At 41.0% G+C, this 26,882-nt stretch carries 24 protein-coding genes and 2 pseudogenes; 7 read left to right on the top strand and 19 right to left on the bottom strand.

Annotated elements, in window-relative coordinates:
• Positions 1–401: pseudogene (locus tag B2W49_RS07660) on the top strand (hypothetical protein); the annotation flags it as partial.
• Between the two features lie 21 nt (positions 402–422).
• Here the strand turns inward: B2W49_RS07660 and dnaB are convergent.
• From dnaB to ppsA, 11 genes are all read right to left on the bottom strand, one after another.
• The gene (gene dnaB / locus B2W49_RS07655) at positions 423–1,868 is read right to left on the bottom strand and encodes a replicative DNA helicase (RefSeq protein WP_291337954.1); all 1,446 of its coding nucleotides are present in this window, start codon (positions 1,866–1,868) and stop codon (positions 423–425) included.
• Between the two features lie 233 nt (positions 1,869–2,101).
• Positions 2,102–2,548: a 50S ribosomal protein L9 gene (gene rplI, locus B2W49_RS07650; RefSeq protein ID WP_291337952.1), complete on the bottom strand. Its 447-nt coding sequence runs from the start codon at positions 2,546–2,548 to the stop codon at positions 2,102–2,104.
• A 9-nt stretch (positions 2,549–2,557) separates the two neighbouring features.
• Positions 2,558–2,785 (bottom strand): 30S ribosomal protein S18, encoded by a 228-nt coding sequence (gene rpsR / locus B2W49_RS07645; protein WP_004719336.1) that lies wholly within the window; start codon positions 2,783–2,785, stop codon positions 2,558–2,560.
• An 11-nt stretch (positions 2,786–2,796) separates the two neighbouring features.
• Positions 2,797–3,186, bottom strand: a complete 390-nt coding sequence (gene rpsF / locus B2W49_RS07640; RefSeq protein WP_291337928.1) for a 30S ribosomal protein S6 — start codon at positions 3,184–3,186, stop codon at positions 2,797–2,799.
• A gap of 348 nt (positions 3,187–3,534) precedes the next feature.
• Entirely contained in the window at positions 3,535–4,413 is an 879-nt protein-coding gene (cyoE, locus tag B2W49_RS07635) for a heme o synthase (RefSeq protein WP_291337927.1), read from the bottom strand.
• Positions 4,414–4,423: 10 nt separating this feature from the next.
• A complete protein-coding gene (locus tag B2W49_RS07630) occupies positions 4,424–4,750 on the bottom strand; it encodes a cytochrome o ubiquinol oxidase subunit IV (RefSeq protein ID WP_291337926.1) in 327 nt (108 codons plus the stop codon).
• Positions 4,750–5,367 (bottom strand): cytochrome o ubiquinol oxidase subunit III, encoded by a 618-nt coding sequence (gene cyoC / locus B2W49_RS07625; RefSeq protein ID WP_019837982.1) that lies wholly within the window; start codon positions 5,365–5,367, stop codon positions 4,750–4,752. Before cyoC ends, B2W49_RS07630 begins: the two co-directional genes overlap by 1 nt.
• 3 nt (positions 5,368–5,370) lie before the next feature.
• Complete coding sequence (gene cyoB, locus B2W49_RS07620; protein WP_291337923.1) at positions 5,371–7,359, bottom strand: cytochrome o ubiquinol oxidase subunit I; 1,989 nt, start codon at positions 7,357–7,359, stop codon at positions 5,371–5,373.
• Between the two features lie 3 nt (positions 7,360–7,362).
• Positions 7,363–8,460, bottom strand: a complete 1,098-nt coding sequence (gene cyoA, locus B2W49_RS07615; protein WP_291337921.1) for a ubiquinol oxidase subunit II — start codon at positions 8,458–8,460, stop codon at positions 7,363–7,365.
• A gap of 302 nt (positions 8,461–8,762) precedes the next feature.
• On the bottom strand, positions 8,763–9,560 hold the full coding sequence (locus tag B2W49_RS07610) for an RDD family protein (protein ID WP_291337919.1): 798 nt from the start codon (positions 9,558–9,560) through the stop codon (positions 8,763–8,765).
• A 73-nt stretch (positions 9,561–9,633) separates the two neighbouring features.
• Positions 9,634–12,012, bottom strand: coding sequence for a phosphoenolpyruvate synthase (gene ppsA / locus B2W49_RS07605; RefSeq protein WP_291337917.1), 2,379 nt, complete (start codon positions 12,010–12,012; stop codon positions 9,634–9,636).
• 155 nt (positions 12,013–12,167) lie between these two features.
• On the opposite strand from ppsA, the gene ppsR reads away from it, so the two are divergent.
• Entirely contained in the window at positions 12,168–13,004 is an 837-nt protein-coding gene (gene ppsR, locus B2W49_RS07600; protein WP_291337916.1) for a posphoenolpyruvate synthetase regulatory kinase/phosphorylase PpsR, read from the top strand.
• Positions 13,005–13,119: 115 nt separating this feature from the next.
• Here ppsR and B2W49_RS07595 read toward each other — a convergent pair whose 3' ends face one another.
• The 5 genes from B2W49_RS07595 to B2W49_RS07575 form a co-directional block, all read right to left on the bottom strand.
• The gene (locus B2W49_RS07595; RefSeq protein WP_291337915.1) at positions 13,120–13,674 is read right to left on the bottom strand and encodes a flavoprotein; all 555 of its coding nucleotides are present in this window, start codon (positions 13,672–13,674) and stop codon (positions 13,120–13,122) included.
• A 193-nt stretch (positions 13,675–13,867) separates the two neighbouring features.
• On the bottom strand, positions 13,868–14,302 hold the full coding sequence (locus B2W49_RS07590; protein WP_414630587.1) for a hypothetical protein: 435 nt from the start codon (positions 14,300–14,302) through the stop codon (positions 13,868–13,870).
• Between the two features lie 72 nt (positions 14,303–14,374).
• Entirely contained in the window at positions 14,375–15,379 is a 1,005-nt protein-coding gene (locus B2W49_RS07585; RefSeq protein ID WP_291337911.1) for an LLM class flavin-dependent oxidoreductase, read from the bottom strand.
• Positions 15,380–15,593: 214 nt separating this feature from the next.
• Positions 15,594–16,118: a hypothetical protein gene (locus B2W49_RS07580; protein WP_291337908.1), complete on the bottom strand. Its 525-nt coding sequence runs from the start codon at positions 16,116–16,118 to the stop codon at positions 15,594–15,596.
• Positions 16,119–16,366: 248 nt separating this feature from the next.
• A complete protein-coding gene (locus B2W49_RS07575) occupies positions 16,367–16,792 on the bottom strand; it encodes a glycine zipper 2TM domain-containing protein (protein ID WP_180008509.1) in 426 nt (141 codons plus the stop codon).
• A 384-nt stretch (positions 16,793–17,176) separates the two neighbouring features.
• On the opposite strand from B2W49_RS07575, the gene prfA reads away from it, so the two are divergent.
• Entirely contained in the window at positions 17,177–18,265 is a 1,089-nt protein-coding gene (gene prfA / locus B2W49_RS07570) for a peptide chain release factor 1 (protein ID WP_291337905.1), read from the top strand.
• The gene (prmC, locus tag B2W49_RS07565) at positions 18,265–19,095 is read left to right on the top strand and encodes a peptide chain release factor N(5)-glutamine methyltransferase (protein ID WP_291337904.1); all 831 of its coding nucleotides are present in this window, start codon (positions 18,265–18,267) and stop codon (positions 19,093–19,095) included. The genes prfA and prmC overlap by 1 nt, the downstream gene beginning before the upstream one ends.
• Positions 19,096–19,210: 115 nt before the next feature.
• Here prmC and B2W49_RS07560 read toward each other — a convergent pair whose 3' ends face one another.
• The 3 genes and pseudogenes from B2W49_RS07560 to B2W49_RS07550 form a co-directional block, all read right to left on the bottom strand.
• Entirely contained in the window at positions 19,211–20,122 is a 912-nt protein-coding gene (locus B2W49_RS07560) for a bestrophin family protein (RefSeq protein ID WP_291337903.1), read from the bottom strand.
• Positions 20,123–20,324: 202 nt separating this feature from the next.
• A pseudogene (locus tag B2W49_RS07555) lies at positions 20,325–20,675 on the bottom strand (hypothetical protein).
• Between the two features lie 273 nt (positions 20,676–20,948).
• A complete protein-coding gene (locus B2W49_RS07550; protein ID WP_291337902.1) occupies positions 20,949–21,974 on the bottom strand; it encodes an AraC family transcriptional regulator in 1,026 nt (341 codons plus the stop codon).
• A gap of 142 nt (positions 21,975–22,116) precedes the next feature.
• Between B2W49_RS07550 and B2W49_RS07545 the strand changes: the two genes are divergently transcribed.
• The 3 genes from B2W49_RS07545 (at position 22,117) to B2W49_RS07535 (ending at position 26,095) form a co-directional block, all read left to right on the top strand.
• The gene (locus B2W49_RS07545) at positions 22,117–22,887 is read left to right on the top strand and encodes a 3-hydroxyacyl-CoA dehydrogenase (protein ID WP_291337901.1); all 771 of its coding nucleotides are present in this window, start codon (positions 22,117–22,119) and stop codon (positions 22,885–22,887) included.
• 148 nt (positions 22,888–23,035) lie between these two features.
• Positions 23,036–24,172 carry an acyl-CoA dehydrogenase family protein gene (locus B2W49_RS07540; protein ID WP_291337900.1) on the top strand — a complete coding sequence of 379 codons (1,137 nt, stop codon included), beginning with the start codon at positions 23,036–23,038 and terminating at the stop codon, positions 24,170–24,172.
• Between the two features lie 276 nt (positions 24,173–24,448).
• Positions 24,449–26,095: an AMP-binding protein gene (locus tag B2W49_RS07535; protein ID WP_291337898.1), complete on the top strand. Its 1,647-nt coding sequence runs from the start codon at positions 24,449–24,451 to the stop codon at positions 26,093–26,095.
• Positions 26,096–26,882: the final 787 nt, after the last annotated feature.

The following is a 26,882-nucleotide window of genomic DNA, read 5'->3' as shown; positions in this document are numbered from 1 at the left end:
GTTCAAACAAGTGGGACCACCTCTGTTTGATCATAGGTTTAGCTTATACTCCCGATGGTGCTAAACCTGAACAATATCAAATAGTTTCATTTGCAACATTAAACTGTAAGAATGATCAGCTTGTTATATCTAAAGCGATTGCCCCATTTTTAGCTTGGAATAAGCAGACATCAAATTGTTCTACAGGCGATAGAGCAGAGGTTGGGATTTTAGATGGTTTTATAGACTATGATCAATCGCATTACTTAGCACAACTTCAACAAAAATATCCAACATGTGAACAACTCAATAAAGCATTTCCATCACTTGAAGTGGAAGAAAATAAACAAAATTGGAATTTAGTCTCAAGTTGGAAACTATGGTGGGCAAAGTTATTAAGTCAGATTAAATCATGGTTTTAATAAAAAAGAGCAATGTAAGCATTACTCTTCATCATCATACTGAGCATAATACTCAGGTGATAAGTTACTAAAACGCGTATATTGTCCTTCAAAAGCAAGACGTACCGTACCAATTGGGCCGTTACGTTGTTTACCAATAATAATTTCGGCTGTGCCTGCTTCTTTGGATTCTTTATTGTAGACTTCGTCACGGTAAATAAACATGATTAAGTCAGCATCCTGCTCAATTGCACCAGATTCACGCAAGTCAGACATCACAGGGCGTTTATTAGGTCGGTTCTCTAAGGAACGGTTCAGCTGCGACAAAGCAATCACAGGGCAGTTCATCTCTTTGGCTAAGGCTTTTAAGCTCCGTGAAATTTCTGAAATCTCGCCGACACGGTTATCGCCCATGCCTGGGACTTTCATTAATTGTAAGTAATCGACCATGATACAGCCAATTTTACCGCCATGTTGTTTGGCAATTCGTCGTGCACGTGCACGTACTTCCGTGGGGGGCAGGGCAGATGAGTCATCAATATACAAATGCTTTTCTTGCAGTTGTAAAATCGTGCCTGTGACTTTTGACCATTCATCGCCACTAAGTTTACCTGAACGTAAATTCCCCTGATGCACTTTGCCGTAAGCAGAAATCAAACGCATTGCAATTGAGTCTGCAGGCATTTCCATAGAGTAGACAAGGGCAGGCAAGTCATTGTTAAACAGAACACTTTCTACTAAGTTCATGGCAAAAGTGGTTTTACCCATAGATGGACGCGCAGCGACAATAATCAAATCACCCGCTTGCATGCCTGAGGTTTTATTATCTAACTCTACAAAGCCTGTGGTTAAGCCTGTGATGTTACCTTCCATTTTAGAAAGTTCGTCAAGTTTGTCGAATACATCGGCAACGACACTCGATATAGGTTTTGGGCCTTGTGCTTTTGCATTGTTATTGTGTTGTTCGGCAATTTGGAAAATATTAGTTTCAGCTAAGTCTAAAATTTCACTCACGCTACGACCTTTGGTGTCATAGGCATTTTGTAAAATTTCAGAACTGACTTTAATCATGTTTCTGAGGGTCGAGAATTCTTTAATTTTTGTGGCATAAGTTTCTAGGTTATAAAAACTAGAAGGCGAGTCCGCCATGAGCTGCATTAAATACTCTTCACCGCCCGCAGCTTCAAGCAAATTTTGTTTAATCAGCCAGTCATTTACCAATACGGCATCATAAGGTGAGTTTTCTTTAGACAAAGAATCAATGGCACGGAAGATATATTTATGGCGTGTCGCGTAAAAATCAGATTCTTGTAATACATCACCTACTTGCTCAAAAGATTCTGCCACAGTCATTAATGCAGCCAAAACAGCTTGTTCGATGGCTAAGTTATGCGGTGGAGTACGAAACTCTTTGAGCGGGCTGTTCTCATTTGGTTTTAGATCAGACTTTGCAGTATGTTGCTTTGCGCTAGCAGTCGCCTGTGACATATAAATCCCTGATTTTTAAAACAGTAAATGCTGAATAATGCACGAGGGGATAGAATTTTAAACTCATATTCTTTCCACTTCCCGATGATACGCCCTCTAAAAAAAAAAGCGAGTAGATTTTGGCGAAGGATAGGTCAAAGCGTGCAGGACTATTTGGAAAATTCTACTAAATGTTTATTTTAAAGACAAAAAAAGAGCATGCGATTAAGCATGCTCTTTCTTTTTGCAGAAAATTACTCAGATACGATAGTAACGAGAACTTCAGCAACAACATCATGGTGCAATTGGATTGCGATGTTGAATTCACCAGTGTGACGAAGCGCACCGTTTGGTAAACGAACTTCTGCACGGTCAACTTCAAGACCAGCGTTCGTTAACGCGTCTGCGATGTCACGAGTACCGATAGAACCGAAAAGTTTACCTTCATCACCAGCTTTAGCTGTGATGACGATGTTAACTTCGTTCAATTGGTCAGCACGCGCTTGAGCAGCAGCTAAAATTTCAGCTTCATGTTTCTCAAGTTCAGCACGACGAGCTTCGAATGCAGCAGTGTTTGCTTCAGTTGCAGCAACTGCTTTACCTTGAGGGATCAAGTAGTTACGGCCGTAACCAGCTTTAACTGAAACTTTATCGCCTAATTTACCAAGGTTCTTAATGCGTTGTAATAAGATAATATCCACAGCTCAACCTCACTTATGATTGTCAGTGTAAGGGATCAACGCTAAGTAACGAGCTTGTTTGATAGCAAGCGCTAATTGACGTTGGTAACGAGCTTTAGTACCTGTAATACGGCTAGGAACAATCTTGCCATTTTCAGTGATGTACTGTTTTAGTGTATCGATATCTTTGTAGTCGATGTACGTAACGTTCTCAGCTGTAAAGCGGCAGAACTTGCGACGACGGTAAAAACGTGCCATTGATGTTCTCCTTAAGCTTCAGCAGAGTCTTGGTTAGCGTGTTGTGCTTCTTCACGTTGAGCTTTACGCGCACGTTTTTCTTCAGCACTCTTAGCCAATAATGACTCTTCAGTGATAGCGTTTTCACGACGGATGATCAAGCTACGAAGGATCGCGTCGTTATAACGGAACAATTCTTCTAACTCGTCAAGCGTAGTTTGACTACATTCAACGTTCATAAGAATATAGTGCGCTTTGTGAATTTTGTTAATTGGGTAAGCCAATTGACGACGGCCCCAATCTTCTAAACGGTGAATTTGACCTTCAGCTTCTTTGATGTGAGTTAGGTAACGTTCTACCATACCCACAACTTGATCGCTTTGGTCTGGGTGTACCAAAAGTACGATTTCGTAGTGACGCATTGTCAGCTCCTTACGGTTTATGCAGCCCCTGACTAAATTGAGCCAGAAGCAAGGAGTCACAACCGAAGTTGTGTCGCAAAATTGCGAAGCGTGAATTTTAGAGCTTTTGCCAAGTAAATACAAGGCTTTGTCTAAGAAAAGATCGGCTTGGATAAAAGAGTAGGGTATTTTGAATCTTGGATTGGAATTTATATTTTTACTATGTATTTGAATGTTACTTACTTTTGGTGAGTTTTTTTGAGAAGTTAATTACAGAATGAATTAATTGAAGTGAGTTTAATTATTGTTGTTGAAATTGTGAAATGTGCAGAGGGTATTCCATTAAAAGATAGAGCTAAACTCTATCTTTTAAAAAAGTATGATTTGCGTGCTTGGCGCAGTTGCTGTAAAGCTAAAACATAAACTCACAACCGTAATTAAAATAACCGAAAATAGGAAAAAGCGTTTTGCCCATAATTGATCATTTTTTGCTTTGAATCCAATGACGCCAATATAGAACCAATAAATACAAAGTGCATTTAAAATAACCAGATATAGCCAGTTTGCATAATCAAATACAAACAGTCCATTCATGGCAATAGTAAATAACACCACATAAACCAGTGATTCAATTTTCGTTCGTAAAATTGAACGAGCAACTGGCAAAATTGGAATACCCGCATTTTTGTAATCATCAAAACGGTAAATTGCAATCGCCCAAGAGTGGGGCATTTGCCAAAGTGCATAACCTAAAAAGATCAGTAGTGCAGCTAAGTCAAATTGATTTGCAACAGCAGTATAACCAATGACAGGTGGGCTTGCGCCAGAAATACTGCCAATAATGGTTTGATGAATTGTGGTTCGTTTTGTCCATAGGCTGTAGAAACCAACATATACGACAAAACCAATCACCGCGAATAAGAAAGCGTACGCATTTACCCAGAACCATAAAAGACTAAAACCAACGATGCCTAATACCAGAGCAAAGGCCAGGGCAACAGGTTCGGAAATGGTTTTGGTGACCAGAGCACGGTTTTGGGTGCGCTGCATTTTTTGGTCGATGTCCTGGTCAATCACGTTGTTGACCACACATCCTGAGGCGACAACAAGTGTTGTACCAAGCAGAGTAAGCAGCAGGAGAAGGAAATCTACAGAACCTTGGGTGGCTACGAAGTAGCCACCCAAAGTGGTAACAAAGTTACCGAAGAGAATTCCTGGCTTAGTCAGGAATAAATACTTTTTCAGCATGACGACCAGTTTAGATCATCATGTTGTAGTGTAGGTAATTCATGATCCATACAGAGCCCACTAAAAGAATAGCGATAGTTAAGATGGTATACACGAATGCAATCACGTTCCAGCGTTGCTCTGAAGAAGAGTTCATATGCAGGAAGTAAATTAACTGCACAAGAATCTGAGCAACCGCAGTAATCGCGATGACAGTAATCAAGATACCACGGCCAAAACCGCCTGCCATCACCATACCGAATGGAATTACGGTAAGGATGACAGAAAGGATAAAGCCAATCGTATATTGCTTAGTGTTACCGTGTGATGCACCAGCAGAGTTGTGATCGTGACTCATTAGAGAACTCCCATCAAGTAAACTACGCTGAATACACAGATCCAAACGATGTCAAGGAAGTGCCAGAACAAGCTTAGACAAGCTAAACGACGCATGTTCGGAATAGTCAAACCATATTTCTTGATTTGAACCATTAACACGATCATCCAAACTAAACCTGAAGTTACGTGAATACCGTGCGTACCAACCAAAGTAAAGAACGCAGATAAGAACGCACTCACGCTAGGTCCATGTCCAGCATGAACTAAATGGTTGAACTCGTAAAGTTCCATACCAATAAAGATCGCGCCGAAAACCCATGTCACGCCTAACCAAGTTAGAACTTTAGCAACATCTTTCTTGTAAGCAGCTAAAACAGCAAAACCGAAAGTTACAGAAGAAATCAACAGGGCAAAAGTTTCTGTTAAAACAAAGCCTAATGACTCGCCAAACAAATCTTTAGCTGTTGGAGTGCCAACTGGAACGTGGCTACTTAATACAGCGAACGCGATGAAGAGTGTACCGAAAAGTACAAGGTCACTCATCAAATAGGTCCAGAAACCAAAGACGGTGATGTCTGTATCATCGTGGTGATGATCATCATGTCCGTGGTTGTCGTGATGAAGTACTTCAGCCATGTCTTAGTCCTTCTTCAAGTGTTTTTCAAGGATCGCATAGCGTTCGTTTTCAATACGCTCAACTTCAGCAGCAGGAACATAGTAGTCCACTTTCTTCGTGAATGAACTCACGATGAAGCTGATGATTGCAGCGATGAAGGTAACGAATACTAACCACCAAATATGCCAGATTAACGCGAAGCCCATTACTGTAATAAACATTGCAATAATGAAACCAGCAGCACGGTTGGTTGGCATGTGGATGTCTTCATACTTCGTTGGACGCGCGTATGCAACACCATTTTCTTTGTCAGTCCAGAACGTATCAATACCATTGATCTTTGGAAGGTGAGCAAAGTTATAGAACGGTGCTGGAGAAGAAGTCGCCCATTCAAGCGTACGACCATCCCATGGATCGCCTGTAAGGTCTAAACGTTGGTTGCGTTGTAAGAAACCAACCACGATCTGCATAACGAAGCAGAATAAACCGATAGCAATTAACACAGAACCGAAGAACGCGATTGACAAGTACGGATCCCATTCAGGGTTGTCATAAGTATTCAAACGACGTGTCATACCCATGAAACCAAGGATATACAACGGCATGAATGCAAAGTAGAAACCGAAGAACCAGAACCAGAATGCTGCTTTACCCCAAGTCTCATTCAGTCTCCAACCAAACATTTTTGGCCAGTAGAAAATGATACCTGCGAACATCGCGAATACAACACCACCAATAATTACGTTATGGAAGTGAGCAATCAAGAATAAAGAGTTGTGTACAAGGAAGTCCGCTGGTGGAACTGCCATCAATACACCTGTTAAACCACCGATACCGAAAGTCACAAGGAAGCCAAGTGTCCATAGCATTGGGGTAGTGTAGGTAATACGACCCTTGTACATGGTGAATAACCAAGAGAAGATTTTCACACCAGTAGGAATCGCAATAATCATGGTCATGATACCGAAGAACGCGTTAACGTTGGCACCTGCACCCATGGTAAAGAAGTGGTGAACCCATACAACGAGTGATAACACACCAATTGCAACAGTTGCGTACACCATTGATTTGTAACCGAACAACGTTTTGCGCGCAAAAGTCGCAGTTACTTCTGAGTAAATACCGAATGCTGGTAATACTAAGATATATACTTCTGGGTGACCCCATGTCCAAATCAAGTTTACATACAACATTGGGCTACCACCCATGTCGTTGGTAAAGAAGTGGAAACCGAAGTAACGGTCAAGCGTTAACATCGCAATTGTCGCAGTTAAAACTGGGAAAGTTGCAATGATAAGTACCGCAGTAACTAATGCTGTCCAAGTGAAAATAGGCATGTCCATAAGTTTCATGCCAGGCGCACGCATTTTGATGATGGTAACGAAGAAGTTAACACCAGTAAGAAGCGTACCTAGACCAGAAACCTGAATTGCCCAAATATAGTAGTCAACACCAACACCTGGAGAGTATTCGATACCTGATAGAGGAGGATAAGCCATCCAACCTGTCGCAGCGAACTCACCTAATGCTAGTGAAACCATCATTAAACCTGCAGCACCAGCAAATAACCAAAAGCTTAATGAGTTTAATAATGGGAAGGCTACGTCACGAGCACCAATCTGTAATGGTACAGAGATGTTCATTAAGCCAACAACAAGACCCATTGCCACGAAGAAGATCATGATTACACCGTGTGCGGTGAAAATCTGGTCATAGTGTTCTGGGTGTAAATAGCCTTCACCACCACCTCTTGCAAGGAACTGCTGAAGACGCATCATGATCGCATCGGCGAAACCACGCACCAGCATGATCACAGATACGAAGATATACATGATACCAATTTTTTTATGGTCTACAGATGTGAACCATTCGTTCCACAGGTAGCCCCATTTTTTGAAGTAGGTAATACCAGCAACAACTGCGATACCACCCAAGATCATCATTGCAACAGTTGCCAATACGATTGGATCGTAAGGAATTGCATCTGGACCTAACTTACCTAAGAAGCTCATGTCTTATTCTCCTTGAGAAGCAGTCGCATGTTCAACAGCTACATGAGCTTCAGAAGCAGCAGCTTCGTCGTGAGCAACAGCATCACTTGCTGCAGCTTCTACAGGAGCTGAGTGGTCAGCACCATGGTAGTTACTCATATAGTTGTGAATCACAGATTCAAACAAGCCAGGCTCTACAGAAGAGTAATAAGTCACAGGATGTGGCTGAGTCTTATATGGGCCTTCTTTAAGCGCTGTTTCAGCAAGTTTTTTCTCTAAATCTGTTCTTGCATTACGAACCATTGCATCAATTTGTTTTTGTGAACGGTTACCGTCACGTAAGGTCGCAAATTCAGCTTGGTCTAGAACAGTTTTTTGAACTGCTACAGGGTTCACTGAAGTACCGTTACCTGATTGAACTGCAGAAACCCATTCAGCAAATTGAGCATCAGTCACAGAATGTGCACGGAAGCGCATTTGCGAGAAACCATAACCTGAGTAGTTAGACGAGAAACCACGGAATTCGCCCGTGTTGTCTGCTAAAATGTTCAAGTGAGTTTGCATACCCGCCATTGCATAAATCTGACCAGATAATGCAGGGATAAAGAACGAGTTCATTGTGAAGTTAGATGTTAAACGTAAGCTTACAGGCGTTTGCTCTGGGAAGCGTAATTCGTTAACAGTCGCAATGTTCTGTTCTGGGTAGATGAAGATCCATTTAAATTGTTCAGCAATAACTTGAACAGTTAAAGGCGCTTTTTCGGATTCTAGCGGACGGTAAGGGTCGTACTTGTGGGAACCCCACCAAGTTAACCAAGCTAAAATACCAATAATAATAACAGGTATACCCCAAACCACGATTTCAATCGCAGTAGAGTGTGCCCATGTTGGTTTATAGTCTGCATCTTTATTTGATGCGCGATATTTCCAACCAAACCATAATGCCATGATGATTGAAGGAATCACCACTAATAGCATCAAGTAGATCGCAGTCATCATCAGGTTCGATTGACCTTCAGCAACTGGACCTTGCGAGTTTAGAAGTACCATATCACCACCACACCCGGTTAAGAGTGCAGCCATCGTAGATAAAGACAATACAGCTAAAATCGTTTGTCTCATTTTACAACCTCGGTGAAGAGTCCCATTCCCTAATTTAATTATGGGATAGCGATTATAGTGTCGCATGATTGATAAGTATTTTTTTGACGCAAAAATCCTTGTCAATCATGATACACCGCTACGTTGTAGGGCATTATGCCTGATATCGACAAACTAAGCTACTCAAAAAGCGGCTTTAAATGACTGTAATAAAAACCGATTTTTTCACTCGGAATTATTTGTGTTAATTATAATTTATTTGTATTAATCAATATTATAATGAAAAGGGATGATCGATCATCCCTCAATAAATAAAAATCAGATTATTGCTTTACGACTTTGGTTTTGGCGAGTTTATCGTGTAATGCTTGTCGTTTTGCAGTAAATGCAAAGCCATAATCTAAAATTGTAATAAAGGGCATAAACATCATATTCAAAATAATGAAAATGATAGAGCGAATGGTAAAAACACGCATTAAGCTAACTTTTTCATCGGTTTGGGCATCGACAATTTTAATTTTGGTTAGACGTTTGCCAATACTTTGTCCAGTTTTAGCCAATAGGAAGGCTTGTATGCCCAGCATAATGAGTAAATAAATTGCTATGGCTTGCCACGCTTGCATTGGAATCAACTGAAAGAGTTCGGCTTGCAATTGTATGGCTTGATCAGACGTTGAGGCTGCTTGCATTTTTTGTTGCAAGCCAGACAATTGTTCAAACTGGTCGGCATTTAAGAAAAAAGATGGAAGTGCTGCTGCAGGTAACCACAGCAACATATCTATAATTTTGGCTAAAGCACGTTGGTTAATGCTCGCTAATTCACTTTTTGTTGCCTGTATTCTTGAATTTGACGATGTTGAACTTGGTCGTGATGTATTTGTAGCCGTGTAATCTGTATTTTGAAAAGGTGAGTGTTCAGGGGCAGGTGGCGTGCTGACATAACTTTGTGGTTCATATACAAGTTTACCTTGGGTGAGTTCACCTAAAGCTTTCCATTCGCTCATGCCTTGGTGCCATGCCAAATCTGTCAGCAACACTTGTTGGCTGGCGAGCATTTGGTTGAGCTGCTCTAAGGTATATGGCCCAGCTTGTTGATTATTTCGTGCCAAGTAAATTTGCATAAATATAAAATCTCAAAAAATGAATTTGAAAAAAAACCCACGCAGGTGCATGGGTTTCTTTTAACACGTTTTATTACGCTTGTTGAGCTTTTTCTTCAGAAAGGAAGAACCAAGTGTCTAAAACAGAGTCTGGGTTTAAAGATACAGATTCAATACCTTGTTCCATTAACCAACGTGCTAGGTCAGGGTGATCTGAAGGACCTTGACCACAGATACCGACATATTTACCTGCTTTACGGCATGCATGAATTGCCATAGAAAGTAATGCTTTCACGGCTGGGTCTCGTTCATCAAATAGGTGAGAAACAATGCCCGAGTCACGGTCTAAACCAAGTGTTAACTGAGTTAAGTCGTTTGAACCGATAGAGAAACCATCGAAGTGCTCAAGGAATTGTTCAGCCAACAATGCGTTAGTTGGTAATTCACACATCATGATCACTTTAAGACCATTTTCACCACGTTTAAGACCGTTCAATTCCAATAACTCGATCACACGTTTTGCTTCAGCCACAGTACGCACAAATGGAATCATGATCTGTACATTGGTTAAGCCCATTTCGTCGCGTACTTTTTTCAAGGCACGGCATTCAAGCTCGAAGCAGTCACGGAAGTTGTCAGACACATAGCGACTTGCACCACGGAAGCCTAACATAGGGTTTTCTTCTTCAGGCTCGTATAACTTACCACCAATTAAGTTTGCATATTCGTTTGATTTGAAATCAGACATACGTACAATCACTGGTTTGTCAGCGAATGCAGCGGCAAGGGTAGAAATACCTTCAACCAATTTTTCTACATAGAATTCAATTGGAGATGAATAGCCTGCAGTTCGCGCCATGACTGCCGCACGTGTTTCACGTGGTAAGCTGTCAATGTTAAGCAATGCTTTTGGATGCACGCCAATCATACGGTTGATGATGAATTCTAAACGTGCCAGACCAATCCCTTCGTTTGGAATTTGGGCAAAGTCAAATGCGCGGTCTGGGTTACCTACGTTCATCATGATTTTGAACGGAAGTTTAGGCATAGATTCGATTGAGTTCTTTTGAACTTCAAAATCTAAAGCACCTTCATAAATGAAACCTGTGTCGCCTTCGGCACAAGAAACAGTAACTTCCTGACCATCAGTCAAGACTTCAGTTGCATTACCACAACCTACAATTGCAGGTACGCCTAATTCACGCGCAATAATTGCAGCGTGACAAGTACGACCACCACGGTTAGTGACAATTGCCGCAGCACGTTTCATTACTGGTTCCCAGTCTGGGTCAGTCATGTCTGAAACAAGTACGTCACCTTCCTGAACTTTGTCCATTTCTTTAATAGAACTAACAATGCGAACTTTACCAGAACCGATACGTTGACCAATTGAACGACCTTCACAAATGACCGTACCTTTTTGTTTTAAGAGGTAGCGTTCCATAGTGCCAACGTTTTCACGGCTTTTTACAGTTTCAGGGCGTGCTTGAACGATGTAGATTTGCCCGTCATCACCATCTTTTGCCCATTCAATATCCATAGGCGCTTGATAATGTTCTTCAATAATTAATGCTTGTTTTGCTAATTCTTGAAGTTCGTGATCATTTAAAGAGAATTGTTGGCGATCTTGTTTTTCAACATCGACCACAACCACAGATTTACCAGCTGCACCTTCTTCACCATAAATCATTTTTTGGTGTTTAGAGCCAAGGTTACGACGTAAAACCGCATGTCTACCCGCTTTTAATAAAGGCTTAGAAATATAGAACTCATCTGGGTTGACTGCACCCTGAACCACCATTTCACCCAAGCCATAAGAAGATGTAATAAATACGGCATCACGGAAACCAGATTCTGTGTCTAGAGTAAACATGACCCCTGCAGCGCCAGTTTCTGAACGCACCATACGTTGTACGCCTGCAGACAAAGCAACGACATCGTGGTCAAAATTTTGGTGTACACGGTAAGAAATCGCGCGGTCGTTGTACAAAGAGGCAAAAACTTCTTTAATGGCAATTAACACGTTGTCGATGCCACGGATGTTGAGGAATGTTTCTTGCTGACCTGCAAAAGATGCGTCTGGTAAATCTTCTGCAGTTGCAGATGAACGAACGGCAACCGCGATATTAGGGTTGCCGTTAGAGAGTGCTTCAAATGCAACTCGGATTTCTTGTTCTAGTGATGCAGTAAGCGGAGTGTCGACAATCCATTGACGAATTTTTGCACCAGTTTCAGCAAGCGCATTCACGTCATCTACATTGAGTGTTTTTAGCTCTGCTTTAATTTTAGCGTTTAGGCCACTCTGCTCGAGAAATTCACGATAAGCAGCAGCTGTTGTTGCAAAGCCACCTGGCACAGATACACCAGCATTAGATAAGTGGCTGATCATTTCGCCCAAAGATGAGTTTTTCCCACCCACAAGCTCAACATCGTGCTTCCCTAATTTTTCCAGACCAATTACGCGCGCTTCCAAAGTTGTTACTCCACTTTTGCAGTATTAATCACTATCTTGTCATGAAATTATAATAAATCTACTTAGCAATTTGGTTTTACTAAGCGACAGTCATGTAAGATCGGTTTACTATAAAGATTATATAGCACTAAGACAAATGTTTAAGGAGAATTTTAATGTCAGATGGTAAACAAATTAAGCGGAGTGTTTTTTTTATTTCCGATGGAACTGCAATTACGGCTGAAACCCTTGGACATTCACTCTTAGCGCAATTTCCAAATGTGGACTTTAATATTCATATTCATCCTTATATTACGTCTGAAGAAGCGGCTATGAATGTAGTGGCAGAGATTAATGCCAGAGCACAAATTGATGGTCAATTACCTTTGGTGTTTGATACCTTGGTTGACCAAGATGTGCGTGACATAATTAACACCGCCAAAGCGATTAATTTAGATGTATTTGAAGGCTTAATTAGTAAGCTTTCTGAAGAGCTAGGAACACCGCCAACCACTTTAGTTGGACAGACGCATGCCGTAACAGATTCTGAATCTTACAAGGCACGTATTGATGCGGTGCATTTTGCCTTAGATAACGATGATGGCGCACGTACACGTCATTACGACAAGGCCGATCTGATTCTGATTGGGGTGTCGCGTTCAGGTAAAACACCGACTTCCATCTACCTTTCTTTACAGTTCGGGATTCGTGTGGCGAACTATCCACTCACTGAAGAAGATCTAGATGACAACCGTTTGCCAGCTGTCTTAAAGCCGCATAAACATAAGTTATTTGGCTTGATGATTGATGCTGAACGCCTTGTGGCGATTCGTTCTGAACGTAAAGCCAATAGTCGTTATGCAAGTTTTAATCAATGTCAAATGGAATTGCGTGCGATTGAGGGTATTTATATTTCAGAAGGGATTAAATATTTAAATGTTTCAGAAATGTCGATTGAAGAAATTTCCACACGTGTTTTACAAATGACAGGTTTAAAACGTCGTATTGGTTAATGAAACTATATGTATTAAAAGAGCCAAAATTTTTATTTTGGCTCTTTTTTATTGGATTTAAATAGAATAAAAATCAAGCTGCTATTTATTTAAATGATAATGCTTTTAGTGTGACTTAAAATGTAGTGATAATGGTATCAATTATATGTTCTTGTCCATCAATACTATGCACACTATTCGCGCAGACTTTGACAATTGGCCAAGTAATCAAATGGCAATTTTCACGTTGTAAAGCTAAATAATAATGATCAGATTTGAAATAGTGTTGCTGGGTATCAGCAATGTTTGGTGTGAGTTGACGTTTGAGCCAGGTGTTTTTGACTTGAGCATCTAAAAAGCGCAAAGCCAAAATATTTTTGACGCGGTTATTAAACAAACGTCTATTTTTAAACACCAAAGGGTGGCTAATTAGACGATGGATACCACGCTCAGTACTTGGCAGGACAAAATGCGGTGCAATTTGAAAGACTTGAACAGATGTTGCCTGCTGACAAATTCTGTCGAGTTGTGCCACGCTGTCCTGATTTGCGCCAATAACTGCAACGCGTAAACCCGTGAAATCATGTTGTTTGATTTCAGTTGCAGGAATACATTCGCCTTGGAACTCTTGAAAATCTGTCAAACAGTTTTGAAAAGCGTGTCTATGAACGTCGTGTTTAGGACTGACCATGCTGAATCTCTTGATTTATTCATTTTATAAATTAGAACATTTGCTCTATTTTGTTGGGGCAATACTGTTTGGTAAAGTCTTTTGTGCAGGCGAGCCAGTCATTCCTAAAGATTGAAAATTAATTCGACTGAGATTTAAGAGGGGAAGAAAACAAGAAAATACAAATTTTTTGTAATTATAATTATTTACACTCTTAGTCAAAAGTTGGTAAGGGGGGTATTAATTTGTTGATAATAATAGCATTATTTTTAACACAAGCGGAGTTTGGTTTTATGATCCATGAATATGAATCTAAATCAATATTAGCGGCTTCACCCGCACCATAGGCAACTCTATCGCCATTTTTATACATTTTATTATCTACGACTAATACATCATTTCTCGAATCCCAGTAAGCTGGTTGAGTCGCAAAAATAGGCAGAAAATTCGTCTGGTTTGCTGTGAAATACAAGCATTTTCCTTCAAGGGTAATGACTGCTTCGCTGTAGCTTGCATTACTCCCATGACCTGAATATTGTAGTTTTGGTATGATAATTTCTGTTTTATTATTAAATGATGCATTACAGCCTAGCACTGTGAACAAAGTGCCAAAGAAAACTGGTAGAAGCTTCTGTTTAAAAATTAACATATGAGCCAATAATATCCTTTGAATTTAGTTACCTTACAGACCATGATATGGCTGTAAGGTGTGTTGAATCAATTAAATATTTTTCTTCATTTGCATGAGCAAATCAAAGTTGTGTAAGCGTTTTTCTGTGTCATAGATGTCGCAGGTAAAAATAAACTCATCGACATCATACTTTGCCAATAAGTTTTCCAATCCTGCTTTGACAGTCGCCTTAGAGCCAATTTGTGCCATGCCATAAAAACTATCGACTGACATTTTTTCTGCAGGCGACCATAAGCCATCCATACTTTTAACTGGAGCTTTGAGTTTTAGGCTTTGTCCACGCATTAAACCTAAAACACGCTGATAAGCGCTCGTTGCCAAAAATTCTGCTTCTTGGTCGGTATCTGCAACCACGGTGGGCACACCCATAGACACATAAGGTCGTTCTAAATATTCCGAAGGCTCAAAATTATCCCGATATAATTGAATAGCTTGACCAAGCATACGCGGGGCAAAGTGCGAGGCAAATGAGTAGGGTAGTCCTAATTTTGCGGCTAGCTGTGCGCTAAATAAACTTGAACCGAGCAACCATACAGGAACATGAGTACCTTGACCTGGGGTTGCCACAATACGTTGTTGTGGTTCAGCGTCTTTAAAATAATGAAGAATTTCTAAAACATCTTGCGGAAATTGATCTTCAGTTTCCTGGCGACCACGACGCAGCGCGCGCATAGTAACTTGATCTGTGCCTGGTGCACGACCTAAACCAAGTTCAATACGATTAGGATATAAAGTCGCTAAAGTTCCAAACTGTTCAGCGACCACTAACGGTGCGTGGTTGGGGAGCATAATACCACCAGAACCGAGTTTAATTTTTTGCGTATTTGCTAATAAATAACCCAAAAGCACAGCTGTTGCCGAGCTGGCAATGCCATCCATATTATGATGTTCTGCCAACCAAAAACGGTCATAGCCGAGTTGTTCTGCGTGTTGTGCTAATTCAAGTGCATGATGCAGCGAAAACTGTACTGACTGATCATCACGTACAGGTGCGAGCTCAAGAATGGCAAATTTTGTGTCTTGCAAGGAACGCATCATTTATTCCAGCTTGATAAAGAGAGTTTTATCATACGATGTTGCACTGGTTTTGTATATCGAATATTTTCGATATATGTGTGCGTCATGGGATATTGCCATTAAAAGTGTATGACATGCATATAAAAAGCATGCTTTGATATTTATCTAAGAAAGCTACCAGTAAATTAAAAGCACCCGGAGGTGCTGAAGAAGTTAAAAGTATCGCGAGTTATTAATGTCGTTTACCATTTTTATAATGACCTAAATGTAAGCCATTGTCTTTGCGATAACGGTCATTATAACGGTAGTCATTGTAACGATATCCACGGTTATCATAGCGGCGGTCATAACGATCATCGTAGCGTTTGTTGTCATAGCGGTCATCACGACGGTCTTCGCTAACTTTTTGACCTAATACAGCCCCACCTGCGGAACCGAGTCCTGCACCGATATAGCCACCACTGCTGCCTGACATATTGCGTCCGACACTGTATCCACCAGCACCACCTAAAGCAGCACCAATCATGGCACCATTACGATCACGTTTGTTGGCAGAAGCTGCTGCACCGCCTGCACCACCAATGGCTGAACCAATTATCGCGCCAGTTTGTCCGCCCATTTGCTGACCAATCGCAGCGCCGACAGCACCGCCCAAGGCGGAGCTTACAGCAACACGCGTATCGTTGGCATGTGCAGTACCCATAAGCAAGGCAGAACTTGCGATAACACTGCCCAATAAAACACGATTAAGTTTCATGCGGATGCTCCAAATATTTATCGATATGCTATGTAATGAATATATAGAACCAGATGGCAAAGATCGTGAAGGGTAATGAGGTCAATTTGCTATGTTTGGTAAAGATTTTGTAATTGAACTGCTAAATTTCTTCATATTGATTATGAATGGGTTTGAGTGGATATAAAAAAAAATTTATAAAAAAAGCATCAAATCTGTGTTGATGCTTTTTTTGCTGATCTATAGCAGGCTATATCTATTATTCAAGATTAACGACGGTTGCGTTTTTTCTTCCATTTACGTTCTTGGTAACGGTCATATTCTTTATCTTTTGAGATTTTATTGCCGAGTGCGGCACCACCGGCTGCACCTAAAGCTGAACCAATATATCCGCCATTAGTGCCGCCCATATTTTTACCTACGGTATAACCCGCACCGCCACCCAAAGCACCACCAATTGCAGATTCAGTACGATGACGTTTATTACTCGCCACAGCTGCACCACCTGCACCGCCTAATGCAGCACCTAGTGTTGCTCCAGTAGTACCGCCCATATTTTTACCAATTGCTGTACCTGCAACACTGCCTAAAGCACTGGCTGCGGCAACGCGCGTGGTATTGTCTGCATAGACGTTGGCACTGAGCATTGACGCTGTGGCTAAAGCTGCAGTCATTAACATTGCATTAAGTTTCATGTTGAACTCCATGTCCATTTATAGGACTTATTTGTGATCAATTTTGATGGGCTCAATTTAACAAAGTGCCAGGTTTAAAATGTGGAGAGCGCAGACGAGATTAGTGTGCTTTGGTGTGGGCTTTGTATGAGTTTGATTAATATTGCTAAAAAAATGTCCAAAAAAGAGCGTAACCCGCAGCATTTTTTGAACCATAAATTGGCCATAGCACACAACAGCATAATGTAGAAAGGCTATTCGAACTGAGCGGATGAGTATTTCAAACATTGTACAGACGTAATAATGATGTTATTTGAGAGGCAGAATCGGTAAACTATGCGCAATTTTTATTACGCTGTGCTGCGTGTTGCATGAAACAGCCTTTACATTGAGATATTTTATACAATGAAAGAATCGTTACGTTTACGATTAGATCAGCTTTCTGACCGGCATGAAGAGTTGACTGCTTTGTTGGCAGATGTCGAAGTGATTTCAGATAACAAGCGTTTTCGTCAATTATCACGTGAACACAGTGATTTAGAAGAAATTACGGCAGTGTGGTCGCAATACAGACAAGCCGAAGCCGATATTGAAACAGCTGAAGCGATGTTGTCTGATCCTGATTTTAAGGAAATGGCGCAAGAAGAAATTAAAGACAATAAAGCGCTGATTCAGCAACTTGAAGCTGACTTAAATATTTTAATGATTCCCAAAGACCCGAATGATGCCAACTCGGCTTATTTGGAGATTCGCGCAGGGACAGGTGGCGATGAAGCCGCGATTTTTTCGGGCGACTTATTCCGCATGTATAGCAAATATGCAGAGAGTCAGGGCTGGAGAATCGAAATTTTATCTGAAAATGAAGGCGAACACGGCGGATATAAAGAAGTCATTTGCTTGGTGAATGGCGAAGGTGTATATGGCCGTTTGAAGTTTGAAAGTGGTGCGCATAGGGTGCAACGTGTTCCTGCGACTGAATCGCAAGGTCGTGTGCATACATCTGCATGTACCGTTGCAATTTTACCTGAAGTGGATGTAGATACTACGGTAGATATTAATCCTGCCGATTTACGAATTGACACCTATCGCGCGTCTGGTGCGGGTGGTCAGCACGTCAACAAAACTGACTCTGCAGTGCGTATTACCCACATTCCGACGGGAACTGTGGTGGAATGTCAGGAAGAGCGTTCACAGCATAAAAACAAAGCTAAAGCGATGGCGTTGTTGGCATCGCGTTTGGAAAATGCCAAACGTGTAGCAGCAGATGCAGCGACTTCGGAAATGCGTCGAGATTTGGTGGGTTCGGGTGACCGTTCTGAGCGTATTCGTACCTATAACTATCCGCAAGGACGTATAACAGATCATCGAATTAACCTGACTTTATATAAGTTGGATGCGGTGATGGATGGCGATTTAACTGAATTGTTAGATAGTCTACATCGTGAATATCAGGCAGATCAATTGGCGATGCTTGCACAGCACAACGGTGGCTAATGAATATTGCACAAGCCTTGGCACTACGTGGTGAAGTCGATAGTTACGAGCGTCAAGAAAATATTTGGTTGCTAGAGCATTTTTTAGGACTGAGTGCGCTTGAATTAAAATACCGTGTAGATCAGGAATTGAGTGCCGAGCAAGAGCAGATGTATGTGCAGGCTTTGGCACGTATAGCAGCAGGCGAGCCTTTGGCGTATATCACAGGTTCACAGCCTTTTTGGACACTGGATTTAAAAGTCACGCACGATACTTTGGTGCCACGCCCTGACACTGAGGTTTTGGTCGAATCTGTATTGGCTTTGTCATTACAACGTCATGCTGTAATTGTCGATTTAGGCACAGGTACAGGGGCAGTCGCTTTGGCTTTGGCATCTGAACGTCCAGATTGGCAAGTCACAGCAACCGATATTTACCCGCCAACGCTTGCAGTTGCCCAAGAAAATGCAAGTAAATATGCCTTAAATCAGGTGCAATTTGCCTGTGGTGCATGGTTTGAGGCATTAGGTTCTGAAGTTGAGCCACGTTTTGATTTGATCGTCTCTAATCCACCGTATATAGATGCTAATGATGCACACATGCCTGCTTTGGCAGCAGAGCCTGAACGTGCTTTGGTAGCGGCAGATCAGGGTTTGGCAGATATTGTGCAGATTATTTCGCAGGGTAAGCACTGGCTGAAAGCAAATGGCTGGATTGCACTAGAGCATGGCTATGACCAAGCTTTAGCCGTGCAAGCGATTTTTGCAGAACACGGTTTTTCTGAAATTCGTACAGTCAAAGATTATGCAGGCAATGATAGGGTGACTTTGGCGCAATGGCTTGCTGGCTGATACTTTATAATCAGCTAAAGAACTTGTGAGATTTATTTCTCTGCTCGCAAACATAGACCAATGACTAGCAGAGTCTAGGTGGAAGACTAATTTATGAACCTCAACTCAACTGATTTCAGCTTAGGTTGCCTTTCACTGCCAAAATTGCAGGCGGTAGTTCTTCGCCAAGTGAGCTAAGCATTTCTCGTTCAATTAAACGCACCATAGAGTTGAGTGGCAAATCATTGTCTTGCAAGCCAAAAGGCTCTTCAAGTTGTTCGCTGAGTGCATCTAAACCTAAGAATAAATAGGCAATTAAACCCACTAAAATGGGTGTCCAGATTCCTAAACTGGCTTCTAAACTAAAAGGCAAAATAAAGCAGAAACAATACACGGTGCGGTGTAACAGAACCGAATAAGAAAAAGGCAAGGGGGTGCTGAGAATTCGATCACAACCTGCTTGCACATTACCTAACTCAACAATGTGTTGATTTAAGCCTTGATAAATAATGTCGGAAATTTCACCTGTTTTAAGTGCGCTGACTAACTCTTTTTGAACACTTTCCAATATAAACTGTGGGGCATTAATATGCGGAAATAATGCTTCATAATCTGCAGGTGTGAGATTAACTTTATTTTGGTAGAAATCGATGGGTTGGTTTTGATTGCGTAAACGGTTGCGCAATAAATTGCAAAATAGCATGACCCGATACATCAAAACTCGACGTTGCTGAGCTGGCAATACATATGAGTCACGAGATATATGCCGTGATGTTGCAATTAACGTTCCCCATAATTTTCGACCTTCCCACCAACGTTCATAACTAGCGTTATTTCTAAAACTGAGGAAAATCGACAAAATGATCCCGAAAATAGTAAAGCCAATAGCAGGTACGCTAGGCACTTGAAAAAAGTGATGGGAAGATAAATACACCAAAATAGTAGAAAGGATGACCACAATTGCAAGTGCAGGTAAGACCGTGGGCAAAATTGTCCCATACCATGCAAACAGGAGAGAAAGGCTGTTGTTTTTATTGCGAATAATCATCTTGATCCATCCTTAAATCCAGCCTTAGTGTTTCATAGACAAACAACACTTGGCAAGTTGACAACCAGCTTTTGATTTAAAAAGCAGCAAGCGGCGTAAAGTCAATTTTTCTTATTCATTATTGCAGCGACAATAAAAAAGTGATGCCATCAAGACATCACTTTTTAAATACTTACAGCAATTAAATGCTTAAAATATTAGTTTACATCGGATAATCTAGCAAACAGTCAGGAATTTCAACTTGTGCCAAACTGTCTGTTTCCAAAGCTAGGCATAGCGCAACAATTCTAGCAGTATCGCACAGGTGTTCATCTTTGAGTGCTAAACCAGCTTGTAAAGATTGTAAATCTTCTTGGCAAATATCTAGGGCTTGCGCTGCTTCAAGTGCATCTTCACGTTTGAAAAATGCAGACATGACATTGCGTAACTGTTCTTCTGAGGTATTTAGAATACTTTGATTGAGTAATTCATCTAATTGGTCAGAAGCTTGGTTGAGGGAGTGAGAGAAATTTTGAACTAGATTGTGTTAAAGTACATCTATCATCTTAAGCATGGGGATACCTCCAAAGATGCTCGTACATTTAATATTACAGGGGAGTATGACAGCCGAATTGCACAAAACTTATGCTATAAATTGATTGAAAAGTAAACTATATTTAATTCTTTGGCAATGCTGCGCCGATGAACGTTCAGTTCACTGCCAAACCTTGAAATCACAGCGATGAGTTTTCTTTTATCATTAAGTTGTTTATAAAATACATAGAATAGTGTGTTGGTAGTAGGTGACAAGACACGTAATTATGATCTTTCAGTTATGAGCTTTTAGTTATGAGTTTTCAGTATATTGTCGATATGCACTAGGATTGACCCCTGTCCATTTTTTAAAAGCACGATGAAAAGCACTAGGATCATGGAAATTTAATTGATCGCTAATTTCCTGAAGTGATTGTTGGGTTTTGCTCAATAATTCAATTGCCGTATCTCGACGTATCTCATTTTTTAATTGCTGATAACTAGTGCCTTCCTGCTTTAAATGTCGTTGGAACGTCGCTTCAGACATATTGAAGTGTTTGGTTAATTCGTTCAATTCTAACCATTCGCTTGGCGGCAATCGCATTAATTGTTTGCGAATTTTATGACTCAGTGCATGCGGGTTTTTATAACGTACTAAAAGGTTAAAGGGTGTTTGTTTTAAAAAACGTTTCCAACTTTTTTTATCCTGCTTGATTTTTAAATCAAGATGTTTTGCCTCAAAATAAATCTTATGCGTTGTACACGCATATTCAATTTGGTCACAGAAACGGACACGATAATCAGCATCATCCTGAGGGGCAGCACATTTGAGTTGCATGTTTAAAATAGCGATACGTTGTCCTGTCAGCCAGCACATTAAGCTATGAATCAGCATTAAATAAGTGGCATAACTAAACATTGGTTTCACTTGATATTTATCGTGAATGGTTAAGATTGCATACTCACTATCCACGTTTAATTCACCTGAAAAATCATCCAACACTAAATTAAAGAAATTTAAAATATCTTGTAATGCAACTTTTAAGTTTTCAGTTTGATAGACCCATTTCGACAAGAGCTGATAACTGCCACGACGCATCGCATGGCTGTCCATGCCAAAAAATTCATCATCCATGGCATCTGCCAGTGCAATCCACAATTGTCCATATTGCAGAATTGACACCCGCGCTTTGTTGGAATGTAACAGCTCTACGGGAATACCCGCCGTCTGCAAAATCGTATGCGTATCCATACCGCGTTGCTGTGCAGCCTGCAAAGCTTCATGGACTAAAGCAATTGAAATAGTACCTTTGCTGTAAGCGAGCTGAGTTGCATTCATGGGGTGGCGCGGTATTCCATTTACAAGTTGAGTGTTCAAATACATCATAGTCGATGCAGGGTTTGGAAATTGTACTCTAGCTTGAGTGTGATTAATCTGCTTCTTAAGTTGTTTCAAACTGAAAATTTATAAGGAAAATAAAATGAACATTCAAGGAAAAGTCTGTGTGGTCACGGGTGGTGCATCGGGTTTAGGCGCTGCGACTGCACAACATTTAGTTGTGCAAGGTGCAAAAGTCATTTTGGTTGATATGAATCAAGAGCTTGGGCAGCAACTTCAACAGCAATTGGGCGAAAATGCAGAGTTTATAGCTGTAGATGTGACCGATGAAAACCAAGTACAGCAGCTTTTTAATCATATTGAGCAAAAATACGGACAGTTAAATGGTTTGGTGAATTGTGCAGGCATTGCACCGTCTGCCAAAGTCTTGGGACGTGATGGTTTACATGATTTGGCGATGTTCCAAAAAGTGCTGAATATTAATGTCACGGGCAGTTTTAATATGATCCGTTTTGCGGCACAACTGATGTCGAAATATGACTTAGCCGCCGATGAAGAAGAACGTGGCGTGATTGTGAATACTGCTTCTGTTGCTGCATTTGATGGGCAAATTGGACAAAGTGCGTATTCTGCATCAAAAGGCGCAATTGTGGGGATGACATTGCCTTTGGCGCGTGAACTGGCACGTGAAGCCATTCGGGTCATGACGATTGCCCCCGGTATTATGGAAACCCCAATGCTGAAAGCATTGCCACAGCAAGTACAAGATGCTTTAGGGCAAATGGTGCCATTTCCACCACGTTTGGCAAAGCCTGAAGAATTTGCGCAATTGGTAGGACATATTTTTGAAAATGGCTATTTAAACGGTGAAGTGATTCGTTTGGATGGTGCAATTCGTATGCAGCCGAAGTAAGCAGTGACGATGCTGCACTCAACCAATAGCCTAAGTAAACACGTTTAAGCATTGAAAATTTGATATGAAACGTTGCAGCAATATATAACAAGGGTGTTGCGCGCATTCCTGACAAAAACAACATTTACCATATACACAGAGGGTCACCATGATTTTAAGCCATGAACAAAAAATGATTCAGGATATGCTGCGCAGTTATGCTCAGGAAAAGCTAAAACCTACTGCAGCGGCACGTGACAAAACTGCAGAATTTCCTGCAAAAGAGTTAAAAGAACTCGGTGAACTAGGCGCATTAGGCATGACCGTTGCAGAAGAATGGGGCGGTGCAGGTTTAGATTATGTATCTCTCGTTCTAGCCTTAGAAGAAATTGCTGCGGGTGATGGCGCAATTTCAACCATTGTGAGTGTGCAAAATTCATTGCCATGCGGAATTACACAACGCTATGGCACAGAAGCGCAAAAACAAAAATACTTAACGAAACTAGCAACAGGCGAATGGTTAGGCTGCTTTTGTTTAACAGAACCACAAGTCGGCTCCGATGCTAGTGCGATTGAATGTAAAGCTGAAAAAGATGGCGATGTATGGGTGTTAAATGGCACCAAACAGTTTATCACCACAGGTAAATATGCTGATATCGCTTTGGTCTTTGCTGTCACGGACAAAACTGCGGGTAAAAAAGGGATTTCCTGCTTTTTAGTTCCGACGAACACCCCAGGTTATATCGTGGCACGCTTAGAGGACAAAATGGGACAACATTGTTCTGATACCGCCACCATTGTGTTAGAAAACTGCCGTATTCCTGCAGAAAACTTATTGGGACAAAAAGGAGAAGGTTACAAAATTGCGCTGTCTAATTTGGAATCGGGACGTATTGGCATTGCCGCACAATCGGTGGGTATGGCACGAGCAGCTTTAGATGCAGCCGTGGACTATGCCAATGAACGCAAAGCCTTTGGGGTTGAAATTGTGCAACATCAGGCAGTCGCTTTTCGTTTGGCTGATATGGCAACACAGATTGAAGCAGCACGACAGCTTATTTTACATGCCGCAAGTCTTAAAGACGCAGGCTTGCCGTGTTTAAAAGAAGCATCTATGGCTAAACTTTTTGCTTCAACTATGGCAGAGCGTGTCTGTTCAGATGCGATTCAAATACATGGCGGATATGGCTATGTATCTGACTTCCCAGTTGAACGTATTTACCGCGATGTGCGCGTGAGCCAAATTTATGAAGGTGCATCCGATATTCAGCGTTTGGTAATTGCACGTGAAGTGACCAAGCGTTAAAGCTGCGTACCCAACACTTTAGTCGGTGTCCAAAGCTGGCAATGTCATTGCAGGATATGGAAATTGAGTAAATGTCTAAATCATGTTTAGCTAACTTGATTGAAAAATACGCGAAGATCATGTAGTGATTGCATCGCATGATCGACTTCATCACATCAAACCCAATGAAATTTTAAAGAGCGATTCAATCCCAACTTGTAAAAAACGGTTAAAACAATAACGCATATTGCTGCAAATGAATTGCAGTGTCATCAGTTTAAGACGGAGCTTACAAGAATGAAAACTTTGCAAGAGGCATATCAACAGTTTGATATTGAGCAATTGATTCAAACCCAATTGGCAGGAACGCCAACGGCACTCAATGCCTATGAAGAATGTTGCGGACGCTATATCGGTACTCAACAAACCGCTTTAATTTGGGAAGGTACACAAGGGCAATCTGCAACTTGGACATTTGATCAACTTGCAGATGCATCTGGGCAATTGGCAAATTATTTTACCCAACTGGGCTTAAAAGCAGGTGATTGTATTGCAGGATTGTTGCCGCGTACGCCTGAGTTGTTAGTTACGGTTCTTGCTACATGGCGTATTGGGGCTGTATATCAGCCTTTATTTACAGCCTTTGAATCTAAAGCGATTGAGCATCGTATTCAAACTGCAAAGACACAGCTGATTGTAACTAATACTCAGCAGCGTCCAAAACTAAATGCCTTGTCTGATGTGAAAATTTTAACTGTGGACGCAGCAAATCAAAATCAAAACCATGATGCAGATTTCTGGCAAGTTCTAACCACCCAAGACAGCCACTTTGAAACGGTATATCGTGGTTTTGAAGATGATTTTCTGATGATGTTCACGTCAGGCACTACGGGTTTAGCTAAACCTGTACCTGTGCCTTTAAAAGCCATTGTGGCATTTAAAGGTTATATGCAGCATGCCGTTGATTTAAGAGTAGAAGATTCATTTTGGAATTTAGCCGATCCAGGTTGGGCTTATGGCTTGTATTACGGTATTACAGGGCCACTAAGTTTGGGGCATAGCATTATTATGGATGAGCGTCCATTTAGTGTTGATCATGCACTGGAAATTATACGTAAATATCAGGTGAGCAATTTAACAGGTTCACCAACCGCATTTAGAATGTTCTTTGGTTTTAAAGAAAAATTTGATGGTGATATTCAACGACATTTGCGTGTGGTCAGTAGCGCAGGTGAGCCGCTTACACCAGAAGTAATTCATTGGTTTAAGCATGATTTACAAGTCAATATTTATGATCAATATGGACAAACCGAATTGGGGATGGTGATTGCCAATCATCATGCATTAGAACATCAGAAAAAAGTAGGCTCTGCCGGTTATGCCATTCCTGGACATCGTTTTGCGGTTTTAAATGCACAGCACCAAGAAGTTGCTCACGGTGAAATTGGCACACTGGCACTGGATGAATCGCAATCGCCTTTAATGTGGTTCAAAGGCTATGATGGACATGACCGTAAATCATTTGTGGGACAGTATTATTTAACTGGGGATACAGTGCGTTTAAATGAATTTGGCGGAATTGATTTTATTGGTCGTGCAGACGATGTCATTACAACTTCGGGTTATCGTGTGGGGCCTTTTGATGTAGAAAGCACCTTGCTTGAATGTGAGGAAGTACTTGAATCCGCAGTGATTGGTAAGCCTGACCCTGAACGAACTGAAGTGGTGAAAGCTTTTGTAGTCTTAAAAAATCAATATCAACCAAGCACTGTATTACAGGAAAAGCTGCAACAATATGTGCGTTCACGCTTATCGAAACATGCCTATCCTAAAGAAATTGAATTTGTTAGCAGCTTGCCTAAAACCTCCAGTGGAAAAATTCAGCGTAATTTATTGAAGCAACAAGAAATTGCGAAACAAGATGCTTTGAAAAAAGTGAGTTAAATTTAGCCAACAGACCTTATTAATTATTACGCCATAAGAAAACGCCAATCATGCAGATTGGCGTTTTTTAAAGCAGTATTTTTTATTTAAGCCATCTAATAATGCAAGTGCAAACTCAATCGACAGAAAATGTGTGCATCATATTTGTGATGTGATATTTTCAACTTTAAGCTTGGCTTACACGATAGGTAAGTTGACATGTACCTCGATTAAGATAAAAGCATGCGGGCAGAGCAACACATATTGGGGAATATAATGTTAACAGCACATTTAAACTTTATGCAGCCGTCAAAGCAGATATTTACAAAGTCGATATGGATGGGCGCAGCTTTACTATTGTCTGCTAGCAGCTATACACAAAACTGGATCCAAGCAACAACTGTTGAAAGTAAAGCCTATTGCAGCTATTACGAATTCAATATGGGTGGACCTTTAAACCCATCAGCTATCATGTTTTTTAATTAAACACTTATGCAGATATTGGTTTTAGCTGCGTATGTTCAAAGCTGCTTGCTAACGATGTCAGTTTTGTCACTTTACCTGTAGGCGTAGAAGTTGGTTTGAACTTTGTGCCAGATTTTATATTTACGCCACTGCAGGTTATAAATGGTTGTACGACAGCAACGCGAATACCACCTGTAAAAAATGGTACAACCTCAGACAAAGTCGGGAATATGGCATGTAATTGGAATGGTGGAATTACCTATTTGAGCAAGTCGCTACATATCTTGTATCTGTTTAAATACACAACAATTCAACCGCCGTCATAACGGTTTGCTTTGAATAC

This window comes from Acinetobacter sp. UBA801 (assembly GCA_002296655.1).
In the GTDB taxonomy this organism is placed as follows: domain Bacteria; phylum Pseudomonadota; class Gammaproteobacteria; order Pseudomonadales; family Moraxellaceae; genus Acinetobacter.
This window is presented reverse-complemented; position numbering and strand designations above follow the sequence as displayed.